Source organism: Cellulomonas sp. CW35, assembly GCF_052378485.1.
GTDB classification, from domain to species: Bacteria; Actinomycetota; Actinomycetes; order Actinomycetales; family Cellulomonadaceae; genus Cellulomonas; species Cellulomonas uda.
In genome coordinates, this window is sequence record NZ_CP199000.1 from 3,058,312 (window position 1) to 3,082,652 (window position 24,341).

23 protein-coding genes and 1 tRNA gene are annotated in these 24,341 nt (G+C 73.7%); 7 read left to right on the top strand and 17 right to left on the bottom strand.

The genetic code is table 11. From position 1 onward, the window contains the following. Window positions 1-35 precede the first annotated feature (35 nt). The 5 genes from urtE to urtA all read right to left on the bottom strand — a co-directional run bounded on the left by urtE (window position 36) and on the right by urtA (window position 4,963). Window positions 36-731: an urea ABC transporter ATP-binding subunit UrtE gene (urtE, locus tag ACT17Q_RS13935; RefSeq protein WP_444663157.1), complete on the bottom strand. Its 696-nt coding sequence runs from the start codon at window positions 729-731 to the stop codon at window positions 36-38. Further along, the gene (gene urtD, locus ACT17Q_RS13940) at window positions 731-1,588 is read right to left on the bottom strand and encodes an urea ABC transporter ATP-binding protein UrtD (RefSeq protein WP_444663159.1); all 858 of its coding nucleotides are present in this window, start codon (window positions 1,586-1,588) and stop codon (window positions 731-733) included. The genes urtE and urtD overlap by 1 nt, the downstream gene beginning before the upstream one ends. Then, window positions 1,585-2,727: an urea ABC transporter permease subunit UrtC gene (gene urtC, locus ACT17Q_RS13945; protein ID WP_444663161.1), complete on the bottom strand. Its 1,143-nt coding sequence runs from the start codon at window positions 2,725-2,727 to the stop codon at window positions 1,585-1,587. Before urtC ends, urtD begins: the two co-directional genes overlap by 4 nt. Continuing rightward, window positions 2,724-3,608: an urea ABC transporter permease subunit UrtB gene (gene urtB, locus ACT17Q_RS13950; protein ID WP_444663163.1), complete on the bottom strand. Its 885-nt coding sequence runs from the start codon at window positions 3,606-3,608 to the stop codon at window positions 2,724-2,726. The genes urtC and urtB overlap by 4 nt, the downstream gene beginning before the upstream one ends. Window positions 3,609-3,706: 98 nt before the next feature. Further along, window positions 3,707-4,963, bottom strand: coding sequence for an urea ABC transporter substrate-binding protein (gene urtA / locus ACT17Q_RS13955; protein ID WP_444663165.1), 1,257 nt, complete (start codon window positions 4,961-4,963; stop codon window positions 3,707-3,709). A 251-nt stretch (window positions 4,964-5,214) separates the two neighbouring features. Here urtA and ACT17Q_RS13960 point away from each other — a divergent pair, with 251 nt between their 5' ends. Continuing rightward, window positions 5,215-6,438 carry a pyridoxal phosphate-dependent aminotransferase gene (locus tag ACT17Q_RS13960; RefSeq protein WP_094181826.1) on the top strand — a complete coding sequence of 408 codons (1,224 nt, stop codon included), beginning with the start codon at window positions 5,215-5,217 and terminating at the stop codon, window positions 6,436-6,438. Between the two features lie 10 nt (window positions 6,439-6,448). On the opposite strand, the gene ACT17Q_RS13965 is transcribed toward ACT17Q_RS13960, so the two are convergent. From ACT17Q_RS13965 to groL, 3 genes are all read right to left on the bottom strand, one after another. Further along, on the bottom strand, window positions 6,449-7,126 hold the full coding sequence (locus tag ACT17Q_RS13965) for an SIMPL domain-containing protein (RefSeq protein ID WP_141320802.1): 678 nt from the start codon (window positions 7,124-7,126) through the stop codon (window positions 6,449-6,451). 57 nt (window positions 7,127-7,183) lie between these two features. Continuing rightward, window positions 7,184-7,741, bottom strand: a complete 558-nt coding sequence (locus ACT17Q_RS13970; RefSeq protein WP_141320800.1) for a hypothetical protein — start codon at window positions 7,739-7,741, stop codon at window positions 7,184-7,186. 247 nt (window positions 7,742-7,988) lie between these two features. Beyond that, window positions 7,989-9,614, bottom strand: coding sequence for a chaperonin GroEL (groL, locus tag ACT17Q_RS13975; protein WP_444663168.1), 1,626 nt, complete (start codon window positions 9,612-9,614; stop codon window positions 7,989-7,991). Window positions 9,615-9,927: 313 nt separating this feature from the next. Here groL and ACT17Q_RS13980 point away from each other — a divergent pair, with 313 nt between their 5' ends. Beyond that, on the top strand, window positions 9,928-11,328 hold the full coding sequence (locus tag ACT17Q_RS13980) for a glycoside hydrolase family 15 (RefSeq protein WP_444663170.1): 1,401 nt from the start codon (window positions 9,928-9,930) through the stop codon (window positions 11,326-11,328). Window positions 11,329-11,370: 42 nt separating this feature from the next. Here the strand turns inward: ACT17Q_RS13980 and ACT17Q_RS13985 are convergent, their stop codons facing one another. The 3 genes from ACT17Q_RS13985 to ACT17Q_RS13995 form a co-directional block, all read right to left on the bottom strand. Next, window positions 11,371-11,574, bottom strand: coding sequence for a cold-shock protein (locus ACT17Q_RS13985; RefSeq protein WP_094181821.1), 204 nt, complete (start codon window positions 11,572-11,574; stop codon window positions 11,371-11,373). A 114-nt stretch (window positions 11,575-11,688) separates the two neighbouring features. Beyond that, window positions 11,689-12,303: a LytR C-terminal domain-containing protein gene (locus tag ACT17Q_RS13990; protein ID WP_141320794.1), complete on the bottom strand. Its 615-nt coding sequence runs from the start codon at window positions 12,301-12,303 to the stop codon at window positions 11,689-11,691. A 99-nt stretch (window positions 12,304-12,402) separates the two neighbouring features. Further along, a complete protein-coding gene (locus ACT17Q_RS13995; RefSeq protein ID WP_141320792.1) occupies window positions 12,403-12,708 on the bottom strand; it encodes a DUF3263 domain-containing protein in 306 nt (101 codons plus the stop codon). Window positions 12,709-12,811: 103 nt separating this feature from the next. Between ACT17Q_RS13995 and ACT17Q_RS14000 the strand changes: the two genes are divergently transcribed. Together ACT17Q_RS14000 and ACT17Q_RS14005 are read left to right on the top strand one after the other, a co-directional pair. After that, entirely contained in the window at window positions 12,812-13,489 is a 678-nt protein-coding gene (locus ACT17Q_RS14000; protein ID WP_268531072.1) for a uracil-DNA glycosylase, read from the top strand. A 156-nt stretch (window positions 13,490-13,645) separates the two neighbouring features. Then, the gene (locus ACT17Q_RS14005) at window positions 13,646-14,482 is read left to right on the top strand and encodes an SGNH/GDSL hydrolase family protein (RefSeq protein WP_094181817.1); all 837 of its coding nucleotides are present in this window, start codon (window positions 13,646-13,648) and stop codon (window positions 14,480-14,482) included. A gap of 10 nt (window positions 14,483-14,492) precedes the next feature. On the opposite strand, the gene ACT17Q_RS14010 is transcribed toward ACT17Q_RS14005, so the two are convergent. The 4 genes from ACT17Q_RS14010 to ACT17Q_RS14025 all read right to left on the bottom strand — a co-directional run bounded on the left by ACT17Q_RS14010 (window position 14,493) and on the right by ACT17Q_RS14025 (window position 18,076). Continuing rightward, window positions 14,493-15,608, bottom strand: a complete 1,116-nt coding sequence (locus tag ACT17Q_RS14010; protein WP_157732686.1) for a hypothetical protein — start codon at window positions 15,606-15,608, stop codon at window positions 14,493-14,495. Window positions 15,609-15,623: 15 nt separating this feature from the next. Beyond that, window positions 15,624-16,304, bottom strand: coding sequence for a signal peptidase I (locus tag ACT17Q_RS14015; RefSeq protein WP_157732685.1), 681 nt, complete (start codon window positions 16,302-16,304; stop codon window positions 15,624-15,626). 11 nt (window positions 16,305-16,315) lie between these two features. Further along, complete coding sequence (locus ACT17Q_RS14020; RefSeq protein ID WP_094181814.1) at window positions 16,316-16,732, bottom strand: hypothetical protein; 417 nt, start codon at window positions 16,730-16,732, stop codon at window positions 16,316-16,318. Window positions 16,733-16,969: 237 nt separating this feature from the next. Next, on the bottom strand, window positions 16,970-18,076 hold the full coding sequence (locus tag ACT17Q_RS14025) for a sensor histidine kinase (RefSeq protein ID WP_444663175.1): 1,107 nt from the start codon (window positions 18,074-18,076) through the stop codon (window positions 16,970-16,972). Between the two features lie 107 nt (window positions 18,077-18,183). On the opposite strand from ACT17Q_RS14025, the gene ACT17Q_RS14030 reads away from it, so the two are divergent. Both ACT17Q_RS14030 and ACT17Q_RS14035 read left to right on the top strand, forming a co-directional pair. Further along, window positions 18,184-18,855, top strand: coding sequence for a response regulator transcription factor (locus ACT17Q_RS14030; RefSeq protein ID WP_268533029.1), 672 nt, complete (start codon window positions 18,184-18,186; stop codon window positions 18,853-18,855). A 33-nt stretch (window positions 18,856-18,888) separates the two neighbouring features. After that, a tRNA-Thr gene (locus ACT17Q_RS14035) sits at window positions 18,889-18,965 on the top strand. Between the two features lie 71 nt (window positions 18,966-19,036). On the opposite strand, the gene ACT17Q_RS14040 is transcribed toward ACT17Q_RS14035, so the two are convergent. After that, window positions 19,037-19,966, bottom strand: coding sequence for a DsbA family protein (locus tag ACT17Q_RS14040; RefSeq protein ID WP_444663177.1), 930 nt, complete (start codon window positions 19,964-19,966; stop codon window positions 19,037-19,039). 124 nt (window positions 19,967-20,090) lie between these two features. After that, window positions 20,091-22,433, bottom strand: coding sequence for a serine/threonine-protein kinase (locus ACT17Q_RS14045; RefSeq protein ID WP_444663179.1), 2,343 nt, complete (start codon window positions 22,431-22,433; stop codon window positions 20,091-20,093). A gap of 140 nt (window positions 22,434-22,573) precedes the next feature. Between ACT17Q_RS14045 and ACT17Q_RS14050 the strand changes: the two genes are divergently transcribed. Continuing rightward, the gene (locus ACT17Q_RS14050) at window positions 22,574-24,196 is read left to right on the top strand and encodes a DUF222 domain-containing protein (protein ID WP_444663181.1); all 1,623 of its coding nucleotides are present in this window, start codon (window positions 22,574-22,576) and stop codon (window positions 24,194-24,196) included. Window positions 24,197-24,341 lie beyond the last annotated feature (145 nt).

Here is a 24,341-nt window from a genome sequence, read left to right on the forward strand (position 1 = left end):
CCTGGTGACGCGTGCCGCGCGACGCGGCGACCACGTCAGATCGCCATCGCCGCACGCACGCCCTCCTCCTGGTCGAGCCCACCCGCACCCTCGCTGGTGACGCGCCCGGACTCGAGCACGTAGTACCGCGCCGCGGCGGACAGCGCGAACCCGACGTGCTGCTCGACGAGCAGCACCGCGAGCCCGCCGGCCGCCGTCAACGTCGTGATCGCGTCCTCGATCTCCTGCACGACGTTGGGCTGGATGCCCTCGGTCGGCTCGTCGAGGATCAGGACCCTGGGGCCGGTGATGAGCGCGCGTGCGATGGCGAGCTGCTGGCGCTGGCCGCCGGACAGCAGACCGGCTCGTCGGCCTAGCAGGCCGCGCAGGGCCGGGAACAGGTCGAGCGACTCGTCCATCCGTCGTCGGCCCGCGGCGCCCGTCCCGTCGGCGACGAGCTGCAGGTTCTCGCGCGCGGTGAGCGTGCCGAACGACTGCTGCCCCTGCGGGACGTACGCGAGGCCGCGGCGCACGCGCTGGTGCGGGCGCAGCCTCGTGACGTCGTCGCCGTCGAGGCGGACGCTGCCCGAGCGCACGGGCAGCAGCCCGACCGCGGCGCGCAGCAGCGTCGTCTTCCCGGCGCCGTTGTGGCCCATCACGGCGGTGACGGAGTCCGCGTCCACCGCGACGTCCACGCCGTGCACCACGGCGGTGCGCCCGTACCCGACATGCACGCCGGTCAGCTCCAGCATCACGCCACCTCCCCTGCGGCGCCCCGGGCGCCGGCTCCCCGGCCCAGGTACACCTCGACGACCGACGGGTCGGCCTGCACCTGCGCGACCGACCCTTCCGAGAGCACGCGCCCCTGGTGGAGCACCGTCACGGACGAGGCGAACGTCCGCAGGAACTCCATGTCGTGCTCGACGACGACGACCGTGCGCTGCTCGCCGATGCGTCGCAGCAGCTGCCCGGTCTGCTCGCGCTCGGCGTGGGACATGCCGGCGACGGGCTCGTCGAGCAGCAGCAGCCGCGCGTCCTGGACCAGGAGCATCCCGATCTCGAGCCACTGCTTCTGGCCGTGCGCGAGGACCCCGGCGGGGGCGTCCGCGAGCGCGGTCAGGCCGATGGTCTCGAGCGCCTGCGCGACCTCGTCGGGGATCCCCGAGCGCCGCCGCAGCAGGGTCGGCAGGCGCCGACCGGAGCCCGCCGCGATGTCGAGGTTCTGCAGCACCGACAGCTCGTCGAACACGCTCGCGGTCTGGAACGTGCGTCCCACGCCCGCCCGCACGATGCGGTGCGCGGGCCGGCCGACCAGGTCCACGCCGCCGAACCGCACCGAGCCGCTGCACCGGGCCAGGCCCGTGATCGCGTCGACGATCGTCGTCTTGCCGGCGCCGTTGGGCCCGATGAGGAAGCGCAGGTCGCCCTGCGTGACCGTGAGGTCGACCCCGTCGACCGCGACGAAGCCGTCGAACTCGACGCGCAGCCCGCGCACCTCGAGGTAGTCGTGCCGGAACCGGGACTCGGGTGCCGCGATCACGGCCTCGAGGGCCTGCGGGTCGAGCTGGACCTCGACCTCGTCGGGGTCCGGTGTCGTCTCGTCGGTCATGCCGTCCTCCCCGCGCTCGCGGTGGCCTGCTCGTGCTCGTCGTGCGCGTGCTCGTCGTCCCGGGTGCCCGCGGGCTCGTCGGGACCGGGCCGACGACGCCGCAGCCGCACCCGGCCGAGCGTCGCGAAGCCGTCCGGCAGGAACGCGACGACGACGATGAACAACCCGCCCAGGAAGTACGTCCAGAACGACGGGAACCGCTCGGACAGACTCGTCTCCGCCCATGAGACCGCGATCGACCCGACGACGGGACCGAGGAGCGTCGCACGTCCGCCGATCGCGACGCCGACGAGGAACGCGATGGACGGCACGACGCCCACGTCGGCGGGCGAGATGATCCCGACGATCGGCGCGAACAGCGCACCGCCGATCGCGGCGAACGCGGCCGCGAGCGCGTACGCCAGCACCTTGACGAGCGCCGGGTCGTAGCCCAGGAACCGCACGCGGTTCTCCTGGTCGCGCACGGCCACGAGCAGCTCCCCGTACCGCGAGCGCATGACCAGGCGCACGACGAGCACCATCACCAGCAGCGTGCCCGCGGCGATGTAGTAGAGCATCTGCTTGTTCACCGGGTCGGCCAGGTCGAACCCGAAGAAGGACCGGAACCCGTTGAGCCCGTTGGTCCCGCCCGTGACCTTCTGCTGGCCGATGAGCAGGATCGCGAACGCGGCGGCGAGCGCCTGCGACAGGATCGCGAAGTACGCACCGCGCACGCGGCGCTTGAACACCGCGAGGCCGAGCAGCGCGGCGAGGCCTGCGGGCAGCAGGAGGATCGCGAGCACCGTGACGACCGGGCTGCGCAGCGGCTCCCACCACGCCGGGACCGTGCCGTCGCCGTACAGCAGCATGAAGTCCGGCACGCCGCCCGGGCCCGCGTCGGCGAGCTTGAGGTGCATCGCCATGAGGTAGCCGCCGAGGCCGAAGAACACGCCCTGCCCCAGCGTGAGCATCCCGCCGCGACCCCACGCGAGCCCGATGCCGACCGCGACCATCGCGAGGCAGCAGAACTTGGCGAGCAGGTTGAGCCGGAAGTCCGACAGCACGCCGGGTGCGACGACGAACAGCAGCAGCCCCGCCACGCCCACGCCGACGAGCAGGCGCGCCCGCTCGTGGCCCCAGATCCGCACGACCGCGCTCATGCCAGGCTCCTCGTCCGGACGGCGACGAGCCCCTGCGGCCGGACCTGCAGGAACGCGACGATGATGACGAACACGAGCACCTTCGCGAGGCTCGCGGTGCTCGAGTACTCGATGCCGGCCTGCAGCAGGCCCAGCCCGAGCGCCGCGATCACGGCCCCCTTGAGCTGACCGATGCCGCCGACGACGACGACGAGGAACGCGTCGACGATGTAGTTGGTGCCGAGCGTCGGGCCGATCGACCCGAGCAGCGTGAGCGCGACGCCGGCGACCCCCGCGACCCCGGAGCCGAGGAAGAACGTGAGCCGGTCGGTCGCGCGTGTCGAGATGCCCGCGGTCTCGGCGAGGTCCCGGTTGGCGACCGTGGCGCGGATGCGGCGACCGAGCGGCGTGAGCCTGAGCGCGAGGCCGAGCGCGACGACCGCGAGGGTTGCCAGGCCGAGGATGAACAGCCGCGTCTTCGGCACGCCCACCCCGAGGATCTCGACCGCGCCGGACAGCCACGCCGGGGCGCGCACGTCGACGTTCGGCGCGCCGAACACGTCACGCGCGAGCTGCTGCAGCACGAGCGCGACGCCGAACGTCACGAGCAACGTGTCGAGCGGCCGGTGGTACATGCGGGAGATCAGCGTCACCTCGAGGAGCAGGCCGAGCAGGCCCCCGACGAGGAACCCGACGACGAGCGACACCAGCAGCGAGACGCCCGCGTCGGCGATCGCCTTCTGCACGACGAAAGCGGTGTACGCGCCGGCCATCATGAACTCGCCGTGCGCCATGTTGATGACGCCCATCTGCCCGAACGTGAGCGCGAGGCCGAGCGCTGCGAGCAGCAGCACCGACCCGAGGCTCAGCCCGGCGAAGAGCTGGGAGACCAGGGCTTCCACGCACCCGCTCCTTCCTGCGCCCGGTGGGCGCGGCCGACCTGGGGGGCGGTGACCCGGCGCACGGAGAGGACGCCGGGCCACCGCCCGTCAGGGGTGGGTCAGGACAGGCCCTCGGCCCAGTCGTAACCCTCGAGGAACGGGTCCGGCTCGATCGGGCCGTCCGACTCCCACACCGGGTAGATCAGGCCGTCGGCGTCGATCTTGCCGATGAGCGCGGTCTTCGCGATGTGGTGGTTGTCGCCGTTCACGGTGACCGTCCCCTCGGGGGCGTCGAAGCTCACGCCGTCCGCCGCGGCCTGCACGTCCGCCACCGCGAACGACTTCGCCTTCTCGACCATGCCCTTCCACAGGTAGAGCGAGGTGTAGGCGGCCTCCATCGGGTCGGACGTCACGCGGTCGTCGCCGTACTTGGCCTTGAACGCCTTGACGAACGTCTCGTTCTGCGGGCTCTCGACCGTCTGGTAGTAGTTCCAGGCGGTGAGCTGGCCGACGACGTTGTCGACGCCGATGCCGCCGACCTCCTCCTCGGCGATCGACACCGAGACCACCGGCGTCGTCTCCGCCGTCAGGCCGACGTTCTTGTACTCCTTGAAGAACGCGACGTTCGAGTCGCCGTTGAGCGTGTTGAACACCGCCTCGGCGCCCGAGCCCTTGAGCTTGGTGACGATCGTCGAGAAGTCCGTGTGGCCGAGCGGCGCGTACTCCTCGCCGACGATCTCGATCCCGTTGGCCTCCGAGTAGGCGATGATCTCCTTGTTCGCGGTCCGCGGGAACACGTAGTCGGACCCGACGAGGAAGACCTTCGTCACCCCCTGCTCCTTGAGGTAGTCCATCGCGGGGATGATCTGCTGGTTCGTCGTCGCGCCCGTGTAGAAGATGTTCGGCGACGCCTCGAGGCCCTCGTACTGCACGGGGTAGAACAGCAGGCTCTTGTTGCTCTCGAAGACCGGCAGCATCGCCTTGCGCGACGACGACGTCCAGCCGCCGAACACGGCCGCGACGCAGTCGGACTTGATGAGCTTCTCCGCCTTCTCGGCGAACACCGTGGGCTCGGACGCGCCGTCCTCCGCGACGATCTCGAGCTTCTTGTCGAGCACGCCGCCCGCGGCGTTGATCTCCTCAGCCGCGAGGTCGAGCGCATCCCGGACGGTCTGCTCCGAGATCGCCATGGTGCCGGACAGCGAGTTGAGGAAGCCGATCTTGATGCTGTCGCCGTCCGTCTTGACGCATGACGCCGCCGAGGTGGACGACGCCTCGTCGTCCGTGCGGGAGCCGCAGGCGGACAGGGCGAGGAGGGCGACGAGCGCCCCGGAGGACAGTGCGAGCGCGCGGGTGGTGCGGATCGATCTGGTCACGGAGGAGACCCTTTCGTCGGGGCTGTGCTCACGAGCGGAACCGGACGCGGGCTCAGGAACCGCGCGACACCGCGCTGTGTCCCGGGGTGTATACATCCCTGTGCCCATGACGCAGGACGGTAGGGACCGGGTGTTTCGGGCACCGACCCGAAGGCGTGAACGGGGTGTTTCGGACGTGTCCCGATCCGGTCACGCCCGTCCCGGCCGGGCGCGGGCACCGGCACGGGCGCGGCCGGGCCTACGCTGCCCCCATGCACCTGCGTCCCCTCGACCAGTCGGCCAAGCTGCAGCACGTCCTGTACGAGATCCGCGGGGCGACGCTCACCGAGGCGGCACGGCTCGAGGCGGAGGGCCACGCGATCCTCAAGCTCAACACGGGGAACCCCGCTGCGTTCGGCTTCGAGGCGCCGCACCAGATCGTGCGCGACATGATCGCCGCGATCCCCACCGCGCACGGGTACAGCGAGTCGCAGGGCATCCTGTCCGCGCGGCGAGCGGTCGTCACGCGCTACGAGACCGAGCCCGACTTCCCGACGTTCGACGTCGAGGACGTCTACCTCGGCAACGGCGTCTCCGAGCTCATCACCATGGTCATGCAGGCGCTGCTCGACGAGGGCGACGAGGTGCTGATCCCCTCCCCCGACTACCCGCTGTGGACCGCGATGACGTCGCTGTCCGACGGCAAGCCGGTGCACTACCGCTGCGACGAGTCGCAGGGCTGGCAGCCGGACCTCGAGCACCTCGAGTCGCTCGTCACGCCGCGCACCAAGGCGCTCGTCGTCATCAACCCCAACAACCCGACCGGTGCGGTGTACTCACGCGAGACGCTCGTCGCGCTCGCCGACATCGCGCGCCGGCACTCGCTGCTGCTGCTCGCCGACGAGATCTACGACCGGATCCTGTTCGACGGCGCCGTGCACACGCCGCTCGCGTCCGTCGCGCCCGACCTGCTGTGCCTGACGTTCAACGGGCTGTCGAAGACGTACCGCGTCGCCGGGTACCGCTCCGGGTGGATGGTCGTCACCGGACCGCGGGAGCACGCGTCCGGGTTCCTCGAGGGCATCCAGCTGCTCGCGTCCACGCGACTGTGCGCGAACGTGCCCGCGCAGCACGCGCTGCAGGCCGCGCTCGGCGGCGTGCAGTCGATCGAGACGCTCGTCGCGCCCGGCGGACGCCTGCACGAGCAGCGCGACGTCGCCTGGCGCGGGCTGACCTCGATCCCGGGCGTCACGTGCGTGCGCCCCGACGGCGCGCTCTACCTGTTCCCGCGCCTCGACCCCGAGGTGCACGAGATCCACGACGACGCCCGCCTGGTGTACGACCTGCTCGTGAGCGAGCACATCCTGCTGGTGCAGGGCACCGGCTTCAACTGGCCGGACCCGGACCACCTGCGCATCGTCACGCTCCCCGAGGCGCGTGTCCTCGGCGAGGCCGTCGAGCGCCTGGGCAACTTCCTGGCCTCCTACCGCCAGTAGCGCGCGGCCCTCAGGACGCCGCGAACCGCGCGTGCACCCGCACCGCGACGGACAGCTCGTCGGGCTTGAGGTCGAGCCGACCCTCGGCGGCGTCCGCGACCATCGCGCGCGCCGCGGCGAGGACCGGCGGCTCGTCGCCCGGTGAGCCCGGACCCGGGTCGCCCAACATCCCCGGCTCGGCCACCGCGAGCGGCCGCACGTCCCGCATCCCCAGCGCGCGGGCGTAGGCGCGGGCCCGGTCGATCGCGTCCGCGACCGCGCGCTCGCGCGCGTCCTCGAGCAGGCGCGTGCGGGTCGGGTCCGTGAGCGCCCACTGCACGCCCAGCACCGTGACGCCGTCGAGCACCGCGACCTGCTCGACCCACGCCGCGAGCCGCGCCAGGTCCGCGAACGTCGCCTCGAGCTGCACCGACGCGTGGTGCACGAGCGGCGGGCGCGCACCCTGGTCGCTCCACGGGCGCTGCGCCCACACCGCGACCCGCTGCGACGCCCACCACGTGACCGGCCCGGCGCTCTCGTCGTGCATCGACCGGACCTGGTCGACGAGCCGCGCGTGCGCGTGCGTGGTGCGGCGCACCGCGTCGTCGCGCACGTCGGACTCGAACCCGACGTCGAGCGACACGGTCCCCCGCTCCGCGGCGTGACGGTGCTCGAACCGGCCCTCGACGGTGACGACGGTGTCCTGCACACGCCGAGGCTAGCCGCGCAGGGCCGCGTCGCAGCGGGTGAAAGCGCCGCCTGCGTGTCAGCCCATCGCCTCCGCGCGCAGCACACCGGTCCCCCGCCGCGCGCGCGTCCGTCCCGCGCGACCGCGCAGCGCGACGACGACCGCCGCGCCGACCGCACCCGCGAGGGCCGCGACGAGCACGTCGTCGGTCGCCACGTGCCGCCCGGTGTGCAGGACGTGCTGCAGCCCCTCGACGAGCGCCGCGACCGCCGCCATCGCGAGCGCGGGCCGCACGACACCCCACCGCAGCCGCGCCGAGAGCAGACCCCCACCCACGACGAACAGCAGCGCCGTCCCGCCGAGCTGCACCGCGGGCACCTCCCACGAGCCGGCGTCGAGGCCCGCGGGTATCCCCGTGAACGGGGCGAGGTCCGGTCCCGGGTCGCTCGGGTACGGCAACGGGCGCAGCATCACCGCGAGGAGCGCGATCGCCCACGCGACGACCAGCGCCTCGCCGACCGACCGCCACACCGCGGACGCGCTGCGCTCGACCCCCCGGTACGCCCACGAGCCGAGGAACACCCCGCCGCCGACGACCACGCCCAGCACGGTCGCCACGGTTCCCAGATCCGACACGTCACGCCACAGTCCTGTCACCGGAAGCCCCCCGCCCCGTCGCGCCAGGCCGCCTCACCGGACGGCGGAACGACACTACCGGGTGATACCGGGCGCCGACGAGCCCCCCGCACCCGCAGATCGGCCCGCACATGCCGGACGGGCCGGCCGCCCGAAGGCGACCGGCCCGTCCTGGGTCGTGCAGTGCTGCGTCAGGCGCGTGCGACGCGCCCGGGCAGGACCGACTGAGGCAGGCTCAGCGGTCGGCTCAGAAGCCGCCGCCGAAGTCCTCGCCGCCGCCGGCGGGGGCCGCGGGGGCCTTCTCCGGCTTGTCGGCGACGACGGCCTCGGTCGTGAGGAAGAGCGCGGCGATCGACGACGCGTTCTGCAGCGCGGAGCGCGTGACCTTGACCGGGTCGTTGACGCCCGCGGCCAGCAGGTCCTCGTACGAGTTGGTCGCGGCGTTGAGGCCGTGACCCGTCGGCAGGTTGCGGACCTTCTCGGCCACGACGCCACCCTCGAGACCGGCGTTGATCGCGATCTGCTTGAGCGGGGCCTCGATCGCGAGCTTCACGATCGCGGCACCCGTCGCCTCGTCACCCTCGAGCTTGAGGTCCGCGAACGCGGTGTTGCCGGCCTGGATGAGCGCGACGCCACCACCGGCGACGATGCCCTCCTCGACGGCGGCCTTCGCGTTGCGCACGGCGTCCTCGATGCGGTGCTTGCGCTCCTTGAGCTCGACCTCGGTGGCCGCGCCAGCCTTGATGACGGCGACGCCGCCGGCGAGCTTGGCGAGGCGCTCCTGCAGCTTCTCGCGGTCGTAGTCCGAGTCCGAGTTCTCGATCTCGGCGCGGATCTGCGTGACGCGACCGGCGATCTGGTCGGCCTGGCCCGAGCCCTCGACGATCGTGGTCTCGTCCTTGGTGACGACGATCTTGCGCGCCTGGCCGAGGACCTCGAGGCCGACCGTGTCGAGCTTGAGGCCGACGGTCTCGCTGACGACCTGGCCACCCGTGAGGATCGCCATGTCCTGCAGCATCGCCTTGCGGCGGTCGCCGAAGCCGGGGGCCTTGACGGCGACCGACTTGAACAGGCCACGGATCTTGTTCACGACGAGGGTCGCGAGGGCCTCACCCTCGACGTCCTCGGCCACGATGAACAGCGGCTTGCCGGACTGGATGACCTTCTCGAGCAGCGGGAGCAGGTCCTTGACGTTCGAGATCTTGCCCTCGACGAGCAGGACGTACGCGTCCTCGAGGACGGCCTCCTGGCGCTCCGGGTCGGTGACGAAGTACGCCGACAGGAAGCCCTTGTCGAAGCGCATGCCCTCGGTGAGCTCGAGCTCGAGGCCGAGCGCGTTGGACTCCTCGACGGTGATGACACCTTCCTTGCCCACCTTGTCGAGGGCCTCGGCGATGAGCTCGCCGATCGCGGTGTCACCGGCGGAGATGGCGGCCGTGGCGGCGATCTCCTCCTTGGTCTCGACCTCCTTGGCCTGCGCGAGCAGGGCGGCGGTGACGGCCTCGACGGCCTTCTCGATGCCACGCTTCAGCGCGATCGGGTTCGCACCCGCCGCGACGTTGCGCAGACCCTCGCGCACGAGCGCCTGGGCGAGGACGGTCGCCGTCGTCGTGCCGTCACCGGCGACGTCGTCGGTCTTCTTGGCGACCTCCTTGACGAGCTCCGCACCGATCTTCTCGAAGGGGTCCTCGAGGTCGATCTCCTTGGCGATGGAGACACCGTCGTTCGTGATCGTCGGCGCGCCCCACTTCTTGTCGAGCACGACGTTGCGGCCCTTCGGGCCGAGCGTGACCTTCACGGTGTCGGCGAGGACGTTCAGACCCCGCTCGATGCCGCGGCGGGCCTCCTCGTTGAAGGCAATGATCTTGGCCATGTGGCGAGCGATCCTTTGCTTGGGTTCGGGTCGGCCGGTCGGTGCCCGCGACGGACGACGACCGGGCGCGCGGTCTTGTCCCGCGCACCCGACGCCTCACCTGACGGCCGGGGTGGTTCTGTCACTCTCAACCCGAGAGTGCTAAGTCAATGGTTAGCACTCGACCCCTGTGAGTGCAAGCACGCGTCCCCGTCCGCGCACCGACCTTCACGCACCGCGAACACACCCGGCCCACGGCACCCGGACGACGGGGCCCGCGGACGCGAGCCCGAACGGGCCGTCCGGACCGCCCCGCTCGGCTAAGGTCCGGGACGTGCCCGGTGACGACGCCCGCACCTCCCGCAGCCGACGACGCACGCGTCTCGTCGTCGGCGCACTGGCGGCCGCCGGGGCGGTCGCCGCCGCCGTGCTCCCGGTCACCACGGCCCGGCCCGCGGCCGCGGCCGCGGAGCCTGCGGCCCTCCCGTACGCGGTGGTCCCGCTGCACCAGACCGGCGTCGCGCTCGCCCCCGACGGCTCGGTGGTCGAGCTCCCCGCCGACGCCGACGTCGCCTACCTCGACGGCACACGCGTGCTCGACCCGCGCGTGGGCCACCTGGGCTCGGTGCTGCGCGGCGAGGCGGGTGCGCCCGGCGTCGCCGCGGCACGTCGGCTCGCGGACGAGCAGGCGGCCTGGCTCGCGCAGGGCACGGTCCCGGGCGCCGGCGGCCCCTTCGAGGACCTCGCGCGCGACGCGCTGCTGGACCTGCGCACGCTGCTGCTACCGGACGGCGCGGTCGTCGCGGGCTGGACGCCGGCCTGGCGGTACGTGTGGCCGCGGGACGCGTCGTTCGTCGCCGTCGCACTCGCGCGCACCGGGCACCCGGCCGACGCGCTCGACGTGCTGGGCTTCCTCGCCGACGCCCAGCGCGCCGACGGCGGGTTCGAGGCGCGCTACCTGCCCGACGGCTCGGGCCCGCCCGACGACCGCACGCCCCAGACGGACGGCCAGGGCTGGGCCATGTGGGCCGCGGGGCTCGTGCTCGACGAGGTGCCACCGGGCACCGCCCGGACGGCGGCCGCGCACCGACTCGCCCCGCTCGTCGCGGCCGCGGTCGACGGCACCGCCGCGCTGCTCGACCCTCGCGGCCTGCCACCGGCGTCCCCGGACTACTGGGAGCGCGACGAGACCCGGCTGACGCTCGGCACGGTCGCACCGCTCGTCGCCGGGCTCGAGCAGGCCGTCGCGGTGCTGCGGGAGGCGGGCGACGACGAGGGGGCGCTCCTCGCGCAGCGCACGGCGCGCACCGCGCGGGCGGCCGCGGTCGAGACGTTCGGCCCCGCCGGTTGGACCCGCTACCCGGACGGCACCGCCCACGACGCGGCCTCGGCGTTCGTCCTCGCGCCGTTCTGGCAGGCGCCCGCCGCGGGCGGACGTGACGCGTGGCTGCGCTCGATCACCGAGATGAGCCGACCCCTCGGCGTCGCCCCCGCGGGCGAGTGGCGACGCGACGGCGTCACGTGGACACCGCAGACCACCCTGTACGCGTGGGTCGCCGCGGAGAACGGCGAGGACGAGCGCGCCCGGGCCTGGCTCGCGGCCGTCGAGACGCACCGCACCCCGACCGGCTCGATCCCCGAGAAGATCCTCGCGGACGGCAGGCCGGCGGCCGTCGCGCCCCTCACCTGGAGCGCCGCGTGCGCGCTGCTGGCGATCGACGCCCTCGACCGCTGACCGCCGCCGCGGGCAGCTACCGGGTGAGCTACGAGGTGAGGCTCAGAGCGGGCGGACCTGGTCGGCCTGCGGGCCCTTGGCGCCCTGCCCGACCTCGAACTCGACCTGCTGACCCTCCTCGAGGCTCCGGTACCCGTCGACCTGGATCGCGGAGAAGTGCACGAACAGGTCCGCACCTCCCGCGTCCGGCGTGATGAAGCCGTAGCCCTTCTCCGCGTTGAACCACTTCACCGTGCCGTGCGCCATGCCGTCAGCTCCTTGCTGGGGAGAACCTCCCACGCCGCTGCGCGGGGTGCGCCGAAGCCTAGTGGGAGCGCACCCGCCGCGAACAGAGCCCGTCGCAGACCTGTGGAGGACGGCTCAGGGCAGCGCGGAGACGAGCACCACGACGACGCCCGACGGCGCCTGCGCGGGGTCGAGCTCCACCGCCGAGATCCCGAGGGCCGAGGCGACCACCGAGGCGGTCGTCGAGTCCTCCTCGGAGGCGTAGTACACCGTCGACGCCTCGGGCTTGGTGCCCGTGAAGTTCGTCGGGACGACCTCGGTGAAGCCGGCCTGCTCGAGCCGCTCGGCGCCCTTCGCGGCGAGGCCCTGGATGCCGGCCGCGTTGTACACCGTGACCGTCGTGGCGAAGTCCGGCGCGGGAGCGCTCGTCTCCTCCTGCGTCGGCTCCTGCTCACCCGCGGGCTCGGTCTCCTCGCCCGTCGGCTCGGCACCCGGCGTCTGCGGCGCGGTGGCGGTCGGCGCCGGCGTCTCGTCGGCGTCGCTGCCGCCGGACGAGATCGGGAGGTCGCCGCCGCGCGTGGCGAACGCGACGATGCCGTACGCCAGGGCCGGTGCGAGCACCAGGACCGCGAGGAACGGCCACCAGCGGCTCCATGCCGAACGGGGCGCGCGGTGGACACCGCGGGGGGCGGTGGGGTCCGGGGGCGCGTCGAACTCGTCGTCCGGGTACGGGTAGTCGGCCTTGCTCACGGCAGGAAGGCTATCCGGCCCGACGCCGTGCGCATGCACCGGCGCGTCGGACACGCTCACGCACGGGTGACGACGCGCGGGCGAGCCGTGCGAGCGGGGTCAGGCGTCGACGCCCAGCCGGCGCGCCGTGCGGGCCCGCTGACGCGACTGGCGCATCCGGCGCAGGCGCTTGACGAGCATCGGGTCGTGCGCCAGGGCCGCCGGGTCGTCGATCAGCGTGTTGAGGATCTGGTAGTACCGCGTGGCCGACAGGTCGAACAGCTCACGGATCGCCTGCTCCTTGGCGCCCGCGTACTTCCACCACTGACGCTCGAACGCGAGGATCTGCGCGTCTCGCTCGCTCAGCCCGTCGACCTCGCCCGCGGGCATCGGCTCGAGCTGTGCGGTCGAGAGGGCTGCGTCCATGAGCGCCAGGATAGGCCGCGAACCACACCGGTGTCATTCGCCCGCCCGAGCCCGGCCGCGGGCCGCGCCCGCGGTTCACCCGCCCGCCGGTAGGGTCCAGCGCGTGGTTCCCGCACCGCTGTCCGAGCTCGTCGCACCCGACTGGGCCGCCGCCCTCGCCCCCGTCGAGGCCCACGTGCACGCCGCCGGGCGGTTCCTGCGCGACGAGGTGGCCGCGGGCCGCGAGTACCTGCCCGCACCCGACGCGATCCTGCGCGCGTTCCACCGCCCGCTCGCCGACGTGCGAGTGCTCGTCGTCGGCCAGGACCCGTACCCCACGCCCGGGCACCCCATGGGGCTGTCGTTCTCCGTGCAGCCCGACGTGCGGCCCGTGCCGCGCTCGCTCGCCAACATCTTCCGCGAGCTCGTCGACGACCTCGACGCGCCCGCCCCGACGAGCGGCGACCTGACGCCGTGGGCGGACCAGGGCGTGATGCTGCTCAACCGGGTGCTCACCGTCCGGCCGGGCGCACCCGCCTCCCACCGCGGCAAGGGGTGGGAGGCCGTCACCGACCGGGCGATCGCCGCGCTCGTCGAACGTGGCGGACCGCTCGTCGCGATCCTGTGGGGGCGCGACGCGCAGACCCTCAAGCCCGCGCTGGGCCGGGTGCCGACCGTCGAGTCCGCGCACCCCAGCCCGTTGTCCGCGTCGCGCGGGTTCTTCGGCTCGCGGCCGTTCTCACGCGTGAACGACCTGCTGGTCGCGCAGGGCGGGACCCCCGTCGACTGGCGCCTGCCGTAGTCAGCGCGTGCAGCTCGGCGTCGCACCGTTCTGCGCACCTGCCTCGACGAGGTCGATCTCGACGTACGTCCCGGGGCGGCGGTCCACTCCGGGAACAGCCGCGCAGGTCGATCGCCGTGTCGGGGTCGACCGCGGTCGCGCTGGCGGAGAGGCAGAATGTCCGTCGTGTCGACTGACGAGGGTGTGCGCTGGAGCCGGTACGTGGCCGTGGGTGACTCGTTCACCGAAGGGCTGTGGGACTCGCCCGACGGACGGGCGCCGGCCGACCCGACCGCCCCCCTGCGCGGCTGGGCGGACGTGCTCGCCGCACGCCTGTCCGCACGGCGGGTCGCCGGCGGCGGGGCGCCGCTCGAGTACGCGAACCTCGCGATCCGTGGACGGCTGCTGCGCCCGATCCTGCGCGACCAGGTCCCGGCGGCGCTCGGCCTCGAGCCCGACCTGGTGAGCCTCATCGGCGGCGGGAACGACATCCTGCGGCCCGCCGCCGACGTCGACCGGCTCGCGCGCGACCTCGAGGCCGCCGTCGCCCGGCTGCGCGCGGCAGGCGTCGACGTGCTCCTCGGGACCGGCGTCGACACCGTGGACAGCGGGCTCCTGCGCGCGACCCGCTCGCGGGTCGCGACGTACAACACGCACATCTGGTCGATCGCGCACCGGCACGGTGCGCACGTCCTCGACCTGTGGGGCATGCGCTCCCTGCGCGACTGGCGCATGTGGGCCGACGACCGCATCCACCTCACCACGCAAGGGCACGCACGGGTCGCGCAGGCCGCGCTCGTCGCGCTCGGCCTGCCGCCCGACGAGGAGCGCTGGGACGACCCGCTCGCCCCGCAGCCGCCCACGCCCCGGCTCGACCGGCTGCGCGGCGACGCCCGCTGGGCACGCGAGCACGTCTACCCGTGGGCCACCCGGCGGCTGCACGGGCGCTCGTCGGGCGACACCCGCACGCCCAAGCGGCCCGCGGCCGCCCCCGTCACGTCCGAGGAGGGCTGAGCCCGGCCCGTCAGCGGGTCGCGCAGTAGGTGAACACGTAGGTCTGGGTACCCGAGATGTTCGCCGCGGTGTTGCTCGTGAACCGGAACTTGTTGCCGCCCAGGTCGGTGCGGGTGAGCTGCCAGAAGTTGTCGGTCAGCTCCGACCACCCGGACCCTCCCACCGCGGCGCGCGCCGCCGACATGTCGATCTCGGCGGTCCACCCGAAGAAGAACCGCGACGTGCCGTTACCCGTGACGGTCGCCGTCACGCACGCCTGCGTCGCGGTCCACGCAGGGCTGTTCGTGTACGTCACCGTGTACGCCGACGGCGTCTGGACACCCGGCGGCAGGTTGTAGTTGCACACCTGGAAGCGCAGCGTCGTGGCGCTCGTGATCGTCGTGACCGGCGCGTCGACGTCCGGCTTCCCGGCGATCAGCGCGGTCATCGCGGTGTGGTCGTACGTGATGCCGAGCTTCCACGCGATGTCCGCACCGCCGGGCGCGTTGAGCAGCGCGAACTGGCTCGTCGTCCCGTTGAACGGCGCCTGCGCCAGGTCCATCTTCAGCTGCCACGGCACGGGCGTGGTCGACGTCGTCGAGACCGTCGCGGTGAAGCACACCTGGACGGGGTTGTTGGTGACGAGCGTCCACTCGATGTTCGGCATCACCGTGTTCCCGTTGCCGGGGCTCACGGGACCGGCGGGCGGCGTGTAGGCCCACGTGGCGGGGACGGGCCAGCCGTTGACGGTCACCCAGGCACGCCCGCTCCCCGTGACCGGGGGCGTGAACGCCGGGCCCGTCGCGGTGAACGCGCCACCCGTGATCGCGGACGACGACGACGAGACGAACGCCTGCGTCCACGCACCCGTGGAGCCCGACGCGACCCGCACCGCACCGATCGTGCACCCACCCGCGAGGCCCGACACCGCGACCTGCGTGAACTGGCCCGCGCTCGACGTGCCCGTCGGGCTGACCGTCACCGGGCCCGGCGCGCAACGCGCGAGCTGCTTCGCCGTCGGGCGGACCGGAGACATCAGCGACAGCCCGGCCGCCTGGGCACCGGCGACCGACAGGACCGCGAGCGCGAGCACGACGAGCAGCGCCACCACCGGGTGGCGTCGCGGGGCTCGGGCACGCGTGGGCATGTCGGTCCTCTCCGGTCAGTCGGGGGGAGCGGTCGAGGCGGCGTCGGGGTGGGAGCCGGTGCCCGGCCCACCCGCGGCCTCGTCGTCGGACCCGCGCTCGGCAGAGCCGTCGTCCCCGGGCTCGTCGTCCACGTCCTCGTCGGCCATGTCCTCGTCGGCTATGTCCTCGTCGTCCACGGGCTCGTCGTCCACGGGCTCGGCGTCCTTCGACGGCCAGGCCCACAGCGCGAGCGCCAGGAACAGCAGCCCGAGCCACAGGTACGCGTTGGTCACGACGCGCAGCGCGAGCCCGATCTTCGGGATGTGCGCCTGCGCGACGCCGAGCACCTCGTCGCCCGCGGGCTCGAACGGGTCCGTGAAGGAGTTGTTGTCGCCGCGCACCACCCACCCGTCGGCGTCACCGCCGATGACACGGTGGATGATGCGCACGCCGTGCTCCGAGGCGGGCGCGTAGACGATCACGTCCCCCACCTCGGGCTCGCCGCAGCGCGAGATCACGATGTCGCCCGTGTGGTACGTCGGCTCCATCGAGTGACCGTTGACGTAGGTCAGCGTGGTGCAGCCGCCCAGGCTCGTCGGCCACACGAACCACGCCGCCAGCAGCGCGGCCGCGTAGAACAGGACGGTCGGGACAGTGCGCAGCACCCGACGCGCGGGGGGCGCGTCGGGTGCTGCGGCGACGACCGTGCCGGGCACGAGGCCTCGGGTCAGCTGTGCAGCGAGAGGGCGAAGCCCGTGATCGAGGCCGGGTCGACGCCGGACGGGGCCGCGACGGTCAGGACGCCGGCGGCGGCGTTGCCCGTGGCGAGCGCCTGCCAGTCACCGGTGGTCTTGTAGGCCACCGAGTACTTCGCGCCCTGCGTCGCGCACGCGGCGTCGATCGAGCTGAACGTGATGTTCGGGACCTTCCACGGGTTCGTCGTCGTCCCGTCGAACGTGGGGGCGCTGAACGCGACCGCGACGGCGGACGACTGGCACTCGCCCGAGACGGTCACGTTGCCGGCCTGGAACTGGCCGCCCCAGCTGAGGTTGAGCTGCGACGCGGAGGCGAGGGACAGACCGGCGACGCCGACGAGCGCGAGGCCGACGGCGATGGCCTTGCGGCGGTTGTTCTTGGTGCGCATGGGGTTCTCCTGGAGGGGGGAGGCGGACGGCGGCTCCGGGGTGGGCGCCGAGCGGCCCGCTCACGCGGACGAGATCGACGGTAGGACGGTTGTCGGAGCGCTCCCATGGCCGGGTGAGGTGCTGCCACCCACCGCGCCGGGTATGCCGGTTTATTTCACCCTGGACAACCGTCCAGGTATCCGGACATCTCCCGAGAAAGCGGTCGCCACCTGCGACGCGGCCGTTCGGGTGACATCTCAGAGCGGGAGCCGCGCCTCCAACCGCGCGCCCCGGGGACGCAGCGCCTCCAGACGCACCGTCCCACGCACCAGATGCAGCCGCGACGCGAGCCGCGCGGTGCCCCCGCCGGGGTCGCTGCCCCGCGACGGGTCCGGCGACGGCCCGTCGTTCTCCACCGCGACGACGAGCGCGCGGTCCACCACGGCGAGCGCGACGACGATCGTCGCGGCCGGTCCGTTCTTCAACGCGTTGGTGACGCCCTCCTCGACCACCCGCACCGCGAGCAGCCGCTGCGCGGTCGAGAGCGTGCCCTGCACCGGGTCGTCGACCGTGCGCACCTCGGGAGCCACCGTCAGGCGCGTCGCGATCGCGGTCGGCAGCCGGCCCAGCAGCGCACGCACCGCCGGCACCAGGCCCAGCTCGAGGCGCTCCGGGTACAGCAGCCGGCTCATCTGCCGCACGTCCAGCTCCCGCACCACGTCCAGCTCGTCACGCACCCGGCGCAGCGTCTCCACGTCGTCCGGGTCCGCACCGCGCTCGACCAACCGGCCCAGGACCTCGTCGAGATGCGCGTTCACCACCACGAGCTTGCCCTGCAACGAGCCGTGCAGACCCTCCGCGACCTCGCGGCGCACCCGGATCTCCTCGGCCTCGAGCGCCTCCAGCACGTGCTCCACCTCGAGCGCCTCACGCTCCGCGCGCCTCAGGTGCGCACGGCTGCGCCGCCGCGCCGACATCCCCCACACCCCGATGCAGCCCGACACCAGCGCGAGCACCACCCCCGCCACGAACTCCGCCTCGATCGTCGCGCGCTCCGGGTTCGAGTACACGCTCAACAGCTCCTGCGCCGCCGTGCGCCCGCCCGCCGCGACCACCGACGCCAGCACCAGACCGCCCAGGATGCGCGCCAACGACACCCAGCGGTACACACCCATCGCCCACAGCGCACCCACCAGCAGGAGGACCGCCAGCACGTTCGCCGCGACCCGCGCCCACACGCTCACGTCCTGCCACGCGGGGATCAGGTTCGAGTACACGTACGCCGCCTGGATCGACGCCCCCAGGCCGTACCCGAGCGCGACGATGCCCGTGAGCCGCAGGAGGACCCTGCGGTCCGCGGTCACGTCACCCCGCCTCGTCGGCGCCCCCTCGACCATCGTCCTCCTACCCGTCGGGCCCGGTCCGCCGTGTCCGCACGCGCACTCCGCCCGAGCCGACGATACTGAACCCGATGAGCACACCCCTGGCCGAGGTCATCCGAGTGGCGGTCGTCGAGGACCAGCCGCTCTTCCGCTCGATGCTCGAGCGGACCCTCGCGCAGATGCCTGGCCTGCGGGTCGTCGCGTCCGTGGGGACGTTCGCCGAGGCCCGCGCCGCCCTGCGGCCCGGCAGCGTCGACGTCGCGCTGCTCGACATCGACCTGCCCGACGGGAACGGCATCGCCCTCGGCGTCATGCTCCGCCGCGAGCAGCCCCGGCTCGGGATCCTGCTGCTGTCCGCGCACGACGCGATGGACCTGCTCCTCGACCTGCCGCCCGACGTCGCCGACGGGTGGGGCTACCTGTCGAAGAACAGCTCCACGAGCGAAGAGCTCCTGCTGTCCGCGGTGCGCTCCGCCGCAGTCGGCGTGACCGTGCTCGACCCCGAGTTGCTCGCGCGGGCGACCCCGCGCGCCGGGTCCGACGTCGCCCGGCTCACGCACCGGCAGTACGAGGTCCTGCGGCTCCTCGCGTCCGGGCTGTCCAACGCCGGCATCGGTGAACAGCTCGGGATCACCGAGAAGTCCGTGCAGAACCACGTCAACGCGCTGTACGCCACGCTCGGCATCGACGCCGACCCGTCACGCAACCCGCGCGTGAGCGCTGCGCTGCGGCTGCTCGAGGAGACGGGCACAGGCACCTGATCCCGTGCGCGGTTCGGTAGGCTGACCGCCCTCGCCTCCTTAGCTCAGCTGGCCAGAGCAGCTGTCTTGTAAACAGCAGGTCGTCGGTTCGAATCCGACAGGGGGCTCCACACCGGCGCCACCGACGACGACGGGCCCGGCCCCCGCTCCTGCGAGCGGTGGCCGGGCCCGTCGGTCGACGTCAGCCCTTCGCGGCCAGCGCGGACTCGACAGCGGCACGCAGCGGACCCTGCTGGTACAGGGCCCCCTTGTCCTCGCCCTCGCCCGGCCACTCCTGGCCGTCGATCAGGACGGTCGGGGTACCGACCCCACCGCGGTCGATCGCCATCTGCTGGGTCGCGGCCGTGACCCACGGCGCGAACGTGCGCCACGTGCCGGTCTTCTCCTCGGCGTCCTTGCCGACCTCGAACGTGCCGTCCACCGTGTCCGTGAACGTGTCCGCGACATCCTGCGGGACGCCGACCCCGACCGCGATCTCCGCGATCTTGTCGTCCGTCAGACCCGTCGTGCCCTCCTTGGGCTCGCTCTCGTACATCGCGGTGATGAAGTCCTGGACGTGCTCCGGGGACTTGTCGGCGACGACCGCGAGCGCGTTCGCCGCACGCGTCGAGAACGAGGTGCCCTTCGACTGACCGTCGAGGAACGACACCGGCCGGTAGTCGACCGTCACGCCGTCGGACGCGGCGAGCTCCTCGAGGTCCGCCGCGTTCGCGGCGTCGAACATGCCGCAGTAGGGGCACATGAAGTCGAAGTACACGGTCACGACGACGTCGTCCGCGCCCTGTTCACCCACGCCGGCCGCGCTGACGGGGATGCCGCCCTTGTCGTTCGCGGTCGACGGCGCCGTCACGTCCGCGAGCTTCGGCGCGACCACCTGCGACTCGCTGCCGCCGTAGACCACGTCGCTGTACTTCGCCTCGGTCTCCGCGTTGTTCTTGATCGTGACGCCCACGACCACGCCCACCGCAGCGATCACGACGACGAGCAGGCTCGCCGTGAGGATCTTCGTGCGCCGCGCGCGGCGCTCCTGCTCTTGACGCATCTGCAGGGCCTTGGCGCGCGCCTCGTCGCGGCGCTGCGCCTTGGTCGGCCTGGGGTCGTTCGTGGGCACGGGATCTCCTCGGTCGGTGGGCGACACGGCATAGGGTACGGGTCGAACCCGTGCGTCGGCACGGACCTGTCGGCCCGACCCCGAACTGGCACGGTTCAGCGCCTTGCCGCACACCCGCCGCAGGTCACGGGACCGTGGGCGTCGGCGCAGGCGACCACACGATCCCCGCACCGTTCGACACCAGCGACGCCACGACGACCGCCGCGAGCACGCACGCGACCACGAGCACCGCCGCACCCAGACGCCCCGGCGCGACGACCGCGAGCACGCGTCGCGCACCCGTGCGCGTCATCCGCGACAGCGGCCCCCACCACGCGACCACCAGCCACAGCAGCACCGCCGACGCCACGACGAGCGCCGCCGTCCCCCCGTCCACCGGGTCACCCGAGCGCAGGTCCCCGATCGTCCACGTCCCGTTGTCGACGAGCCACGCGACCACCCCGCCCACCAGCACCGTCACGCACGACGCGACGACGAGCGACGGCACGAGCGCCACCACCGCCCGCACCAGGTACCACGGCGTCGCCACGACCGTGCGCGGCACGTCGGAGGCGCGCACCCCCCGCTGCTCACGCCGCCCGTACATCGCCTCGACGGCCGTCCCGGCCGTCCGCACCAGCACCAGCAGCACGACGAGCACGCCCACCGTCACCACCGGCGCGAGCGCACCCAGCGCCCCCACCAGCGCCGCGAGCGCCAGCAGCGAACCCCAGCGCCGGCGGGCCGGCGGGCGCTCGTAACCCGAGCCGTCCGGGACCACCTCCGAGGCGTCCAGGTCGTCCTCGATCCAGTCGACGCCCTCCTGCGCCTCCCCGTCCGCCTCCCCGTCTCGGGACTGCCACGCCTGCGGCCCGCCACGGTCGAACCCGTCGTCCGCCAGGTGCTGGCCGTACCGCGGGTCGAGCGCCAGGTCGTCCAGCTCGTCCAGGTCCGGGTTCTCAAAAACCGTCGCGTCACGCTCCGAGCCGTCCCGCACGGAGCGGTCGAGCGTGTTCCCGGACGTCGCGCCGGCGCGGTCGTCGGCCGCTGGGCCGGCGGATGTCGCCGAGGGGCCCGCCGGCAGGACGGTCGTCGGGTCGCCGGCCGGCAGGACGCGCGTGTGGCCGTCCTGCACCGGGAGGCTGCGCGTGTCGATCACGACCGTGCCCGGCTCCTTGCCCGGGTTCGCGGGGCCCGCGTCCGCGAGCGCCGTGGCGGTCAGGGCGACGGTGCTCGTGGCATCGCGCTCGTCGTCGTCCGACGAGTCGTCGTCCTCGCCCTCGTCCTCCTCGTCCGTGTCGGCCTCGTCCGCGTCCTCGTCCACGTCGTGCTCGTCGCCATCCCGGTCGTCGACCCCGTCGTCCGCGGCCACGGCATTCTCGTCGTCCGCGACTGCGTCGCCGTCCGACTCCTCGTCGGCCGGGTCGGCCTCGTTCGCGGCGGACGCCTGTGGCGCGGGCTGGTCGTCGCGGCCCTCGTCGTCGGGGTGGGTGTCGTCGGGGTCGGCGGGGACGTCGTCGTCGGCGTCGGACTCGTCGGGGGCGGGCTCGTCGGGGGCGTCGCCGTCCTCGTCGTCCGCAGGCGCGCCTGCACCCGCCGAGCCGAGCGCGACGGTCGCGGCGACGGCGGCGTCCTCCACGACCGCCCCGCCGGGGCCCGTCTCGACGGGGTCGCCGTCGACCGCGGCCACCGCGAGCGCGGCCACCAGGTCGTCGGCGTCGAGCCGCGCGGCGGGGTCGGGGTCGAGCGCGCGGCGCAGCGCGTCACTGGTCAACGGTCCCAGGCCGGTGAGGTCCGCGTCCCCCGCCCGGGCACGCGCCAGGACGGTCTGCAGCGGGCGCGTCCCGAACGGCGGCCGGCCGGTCGCGGCGAAGGCCAGGACCGCCGCGAGGCCCCACAGGTCAGTCTCGGGCGAGGGCTCGGCGCCGTCGAGCAGCTCGGGCGCGAGGTAGCCCGGGGTGCCGACGACGAGGCCCGCCGTGGTCACCTGGGCCGAGCGGTCGCCCGCGGCCTGCGCGATCCCGAAGTCGATCAGCACGGGACCGTCCTCGCCGACGACGACGTTCGTGGGCTTGAGGTCGCGGTGCACGACGCCCGCGGTGTGCACCGCGGTGAGGGCGTCGGTGAGGTCGCGCGCGAGGTCGCGCAGGTCGTCGGGACCGAACGGCCCGTGCTCGCGGACGTGGTCCTCGAGGTTCGCGCCGGCGACGAGCTCGGTGACGATGAACGCCTCCGTGGAGTCCGCCTCGGCGTCGAGGACGGACGCGACGGACCGGTGCCGCAGCCGCTGGAGCGCGAGGACCTCGCGGCGCAGGCGGTCGCGGCCCTGCGCGTCGGCGCCGATCTGCGGGTGGAGGAGCTTGAGCGCGACCGCCGTGCCACCGTCGTCGACCGCCCGGTAGACCGTGCCCATGCCCCCGGAGCCGAGGGGGGCGACGACCGTGTAGCCGCCGATCTGCGCCCCCGGCGCGAGGCCGATCCGTTCCATGCCAGGTCACGCTAGGCGGCTCCGGGCGTGCGTGCGAACAGGCGCGCTGGTCCTGGACGGGCGGTGCGCGGGGCACCACCGGTGCCCGAGGTGTGGACAGGCGGTGGTGCGGTTCGTCCGGGTTGCGTATCATCGAACACATGTTCGAGTCGGAGGCCGTGGCGGTGGGGGGTGCCTTGTCGCGCGCCTCCGCGGCGGCGGACGTGCTCGCGTCGCTCGACCAGGTCGCGGAGCAGCTGCGCGCGGTCGCCGAGCGGTCTCGCGACTCCCGGGCGTGGGACGGGGCGGCGTGCGCGCGCGTCGTGCGAGCGCTGGACCAGGCGGCGAGCCTCGTCACCGCCGCGCGGGGGCCGGTCCTCCTCGCGCAGCACGCGGCGGCTGCTCGCGCAGGGGGCGAGCGGGCGTTCGTGGACACCCGGGCACGGCTGTCGGGGACGACGAGGTTCGCCGCGGCCCGGGAGGTCGCCGCGGCCCACGCGATGGACCGGCTGCCGCTCGTCGGCGTGGCGGTGGCCGAGCACGCCGTGCCCTGCGGGCACCTCGACGTGCTCGGCCAGGCGCTCGCCGGTGCGAGCGACCAGGTCGCGCGCGTGCTCGCCGACGAGCGGACGCAGGAGCAGCTCGTCGAGCTCGCGCAGCAGACCGACGCACGGCAGTTCTCCCGGCACGTCGCGGCGCTGGTCGCGGAGCACGACCCGGACCGGGCGGAGGACGAGCGAGAGGACGCACGCCGCGCGCGGCACCTCACGCTGAGCCACGGTCCACGCGGGACCGCGCTCAAGGGGCTCCTCGACCCGCTCGCGGGTCAGGTGCTCGCCCGCGCGCTCGACGCGACGGGCCACCGCGAGGACGACGACCGCACACGCGACCAGGCGCGCGCCGACGCCCTGACGGCCCTGGCACAGCACGCGCTGGCGGGTGGGCTCGGGGCCCGTGCATCCGGGACCGGTGGGTTCCATGCCGGTGAGCACCGCGCGCAGCCGGCACCCGACGCCGACGTGTCCGGCCGCGCCGGCGGGGAAGACGACCGACCGGCGGCGGCGGTCGCTCCCGACGGCGCCGTGAGCGCGCCCGCCGCGCAGGTGAGCCTGCTCGTACCGGCCGAGACGTGGCACGCGGTGCGTGAGCACCAGGCACGCCGTCGTCCCGGTGCGGGGCGTGGCGCCGGTGCGGGGCATGGCGTGGGTGCGGCCGGGCCGCCCGATGACGCGGCGGAGACCCTCGGGGGTGAGCATCAGCGGGTGGCGCCCGCGGTGAGCGACGACGGGACGGTCCTGACGCGCACCGAGCTCGCGGCCGCCTTGTGCGACTGCGCGATGACGCGCGTCGTCATGGACACGGGCGGTCTGCCGCTCGACGTCGGGCGCACGCGGCGCATGTTCACGCCCGCGCAGCGGCTCGCCGTGGTCGCACGCGACCGGCAGTGCGCGTGGAACGGCTGCTCGGTCGCCGCTCGGTACTGCCACGTGCACCACGTCCGCTGGTGGCACCGGGACGGCGGGCGTTCCGACCTGGACAACGCCGTGCTGCTCTGCTCGCACCACCACCACCTGGTGCATGCGCTCGACCTCGACGTCGAACGGGTGGCTCCCCCACCTCGTGCGACGGACCACCGGGCACCTAGCCCCGCGGGGCCGCCGCGGAGCTCCGGGCAGTCCGCTCCGGAGCCCGGCCCCGGCTTGGCGGGTCTCGGCGTGCGCTACGTGTTCCGGGGGCGCCGGGGCACGGTCCACAACGGTCCGAGCCGCGAGCCGCCCGGTTGACCGGCCAGGCGACCGGCGGTCCGAGCCGCGTCACCTGCGGTTGGAGTGCGCGTCGAGGGCGGTTCGTCCCGGGCGGCTCGGCCTGCGTGTGACGTGCGTCGTTCGGCAGGCGGGGTCGCGGGGGCACCGACTAGGGTCAAGATTC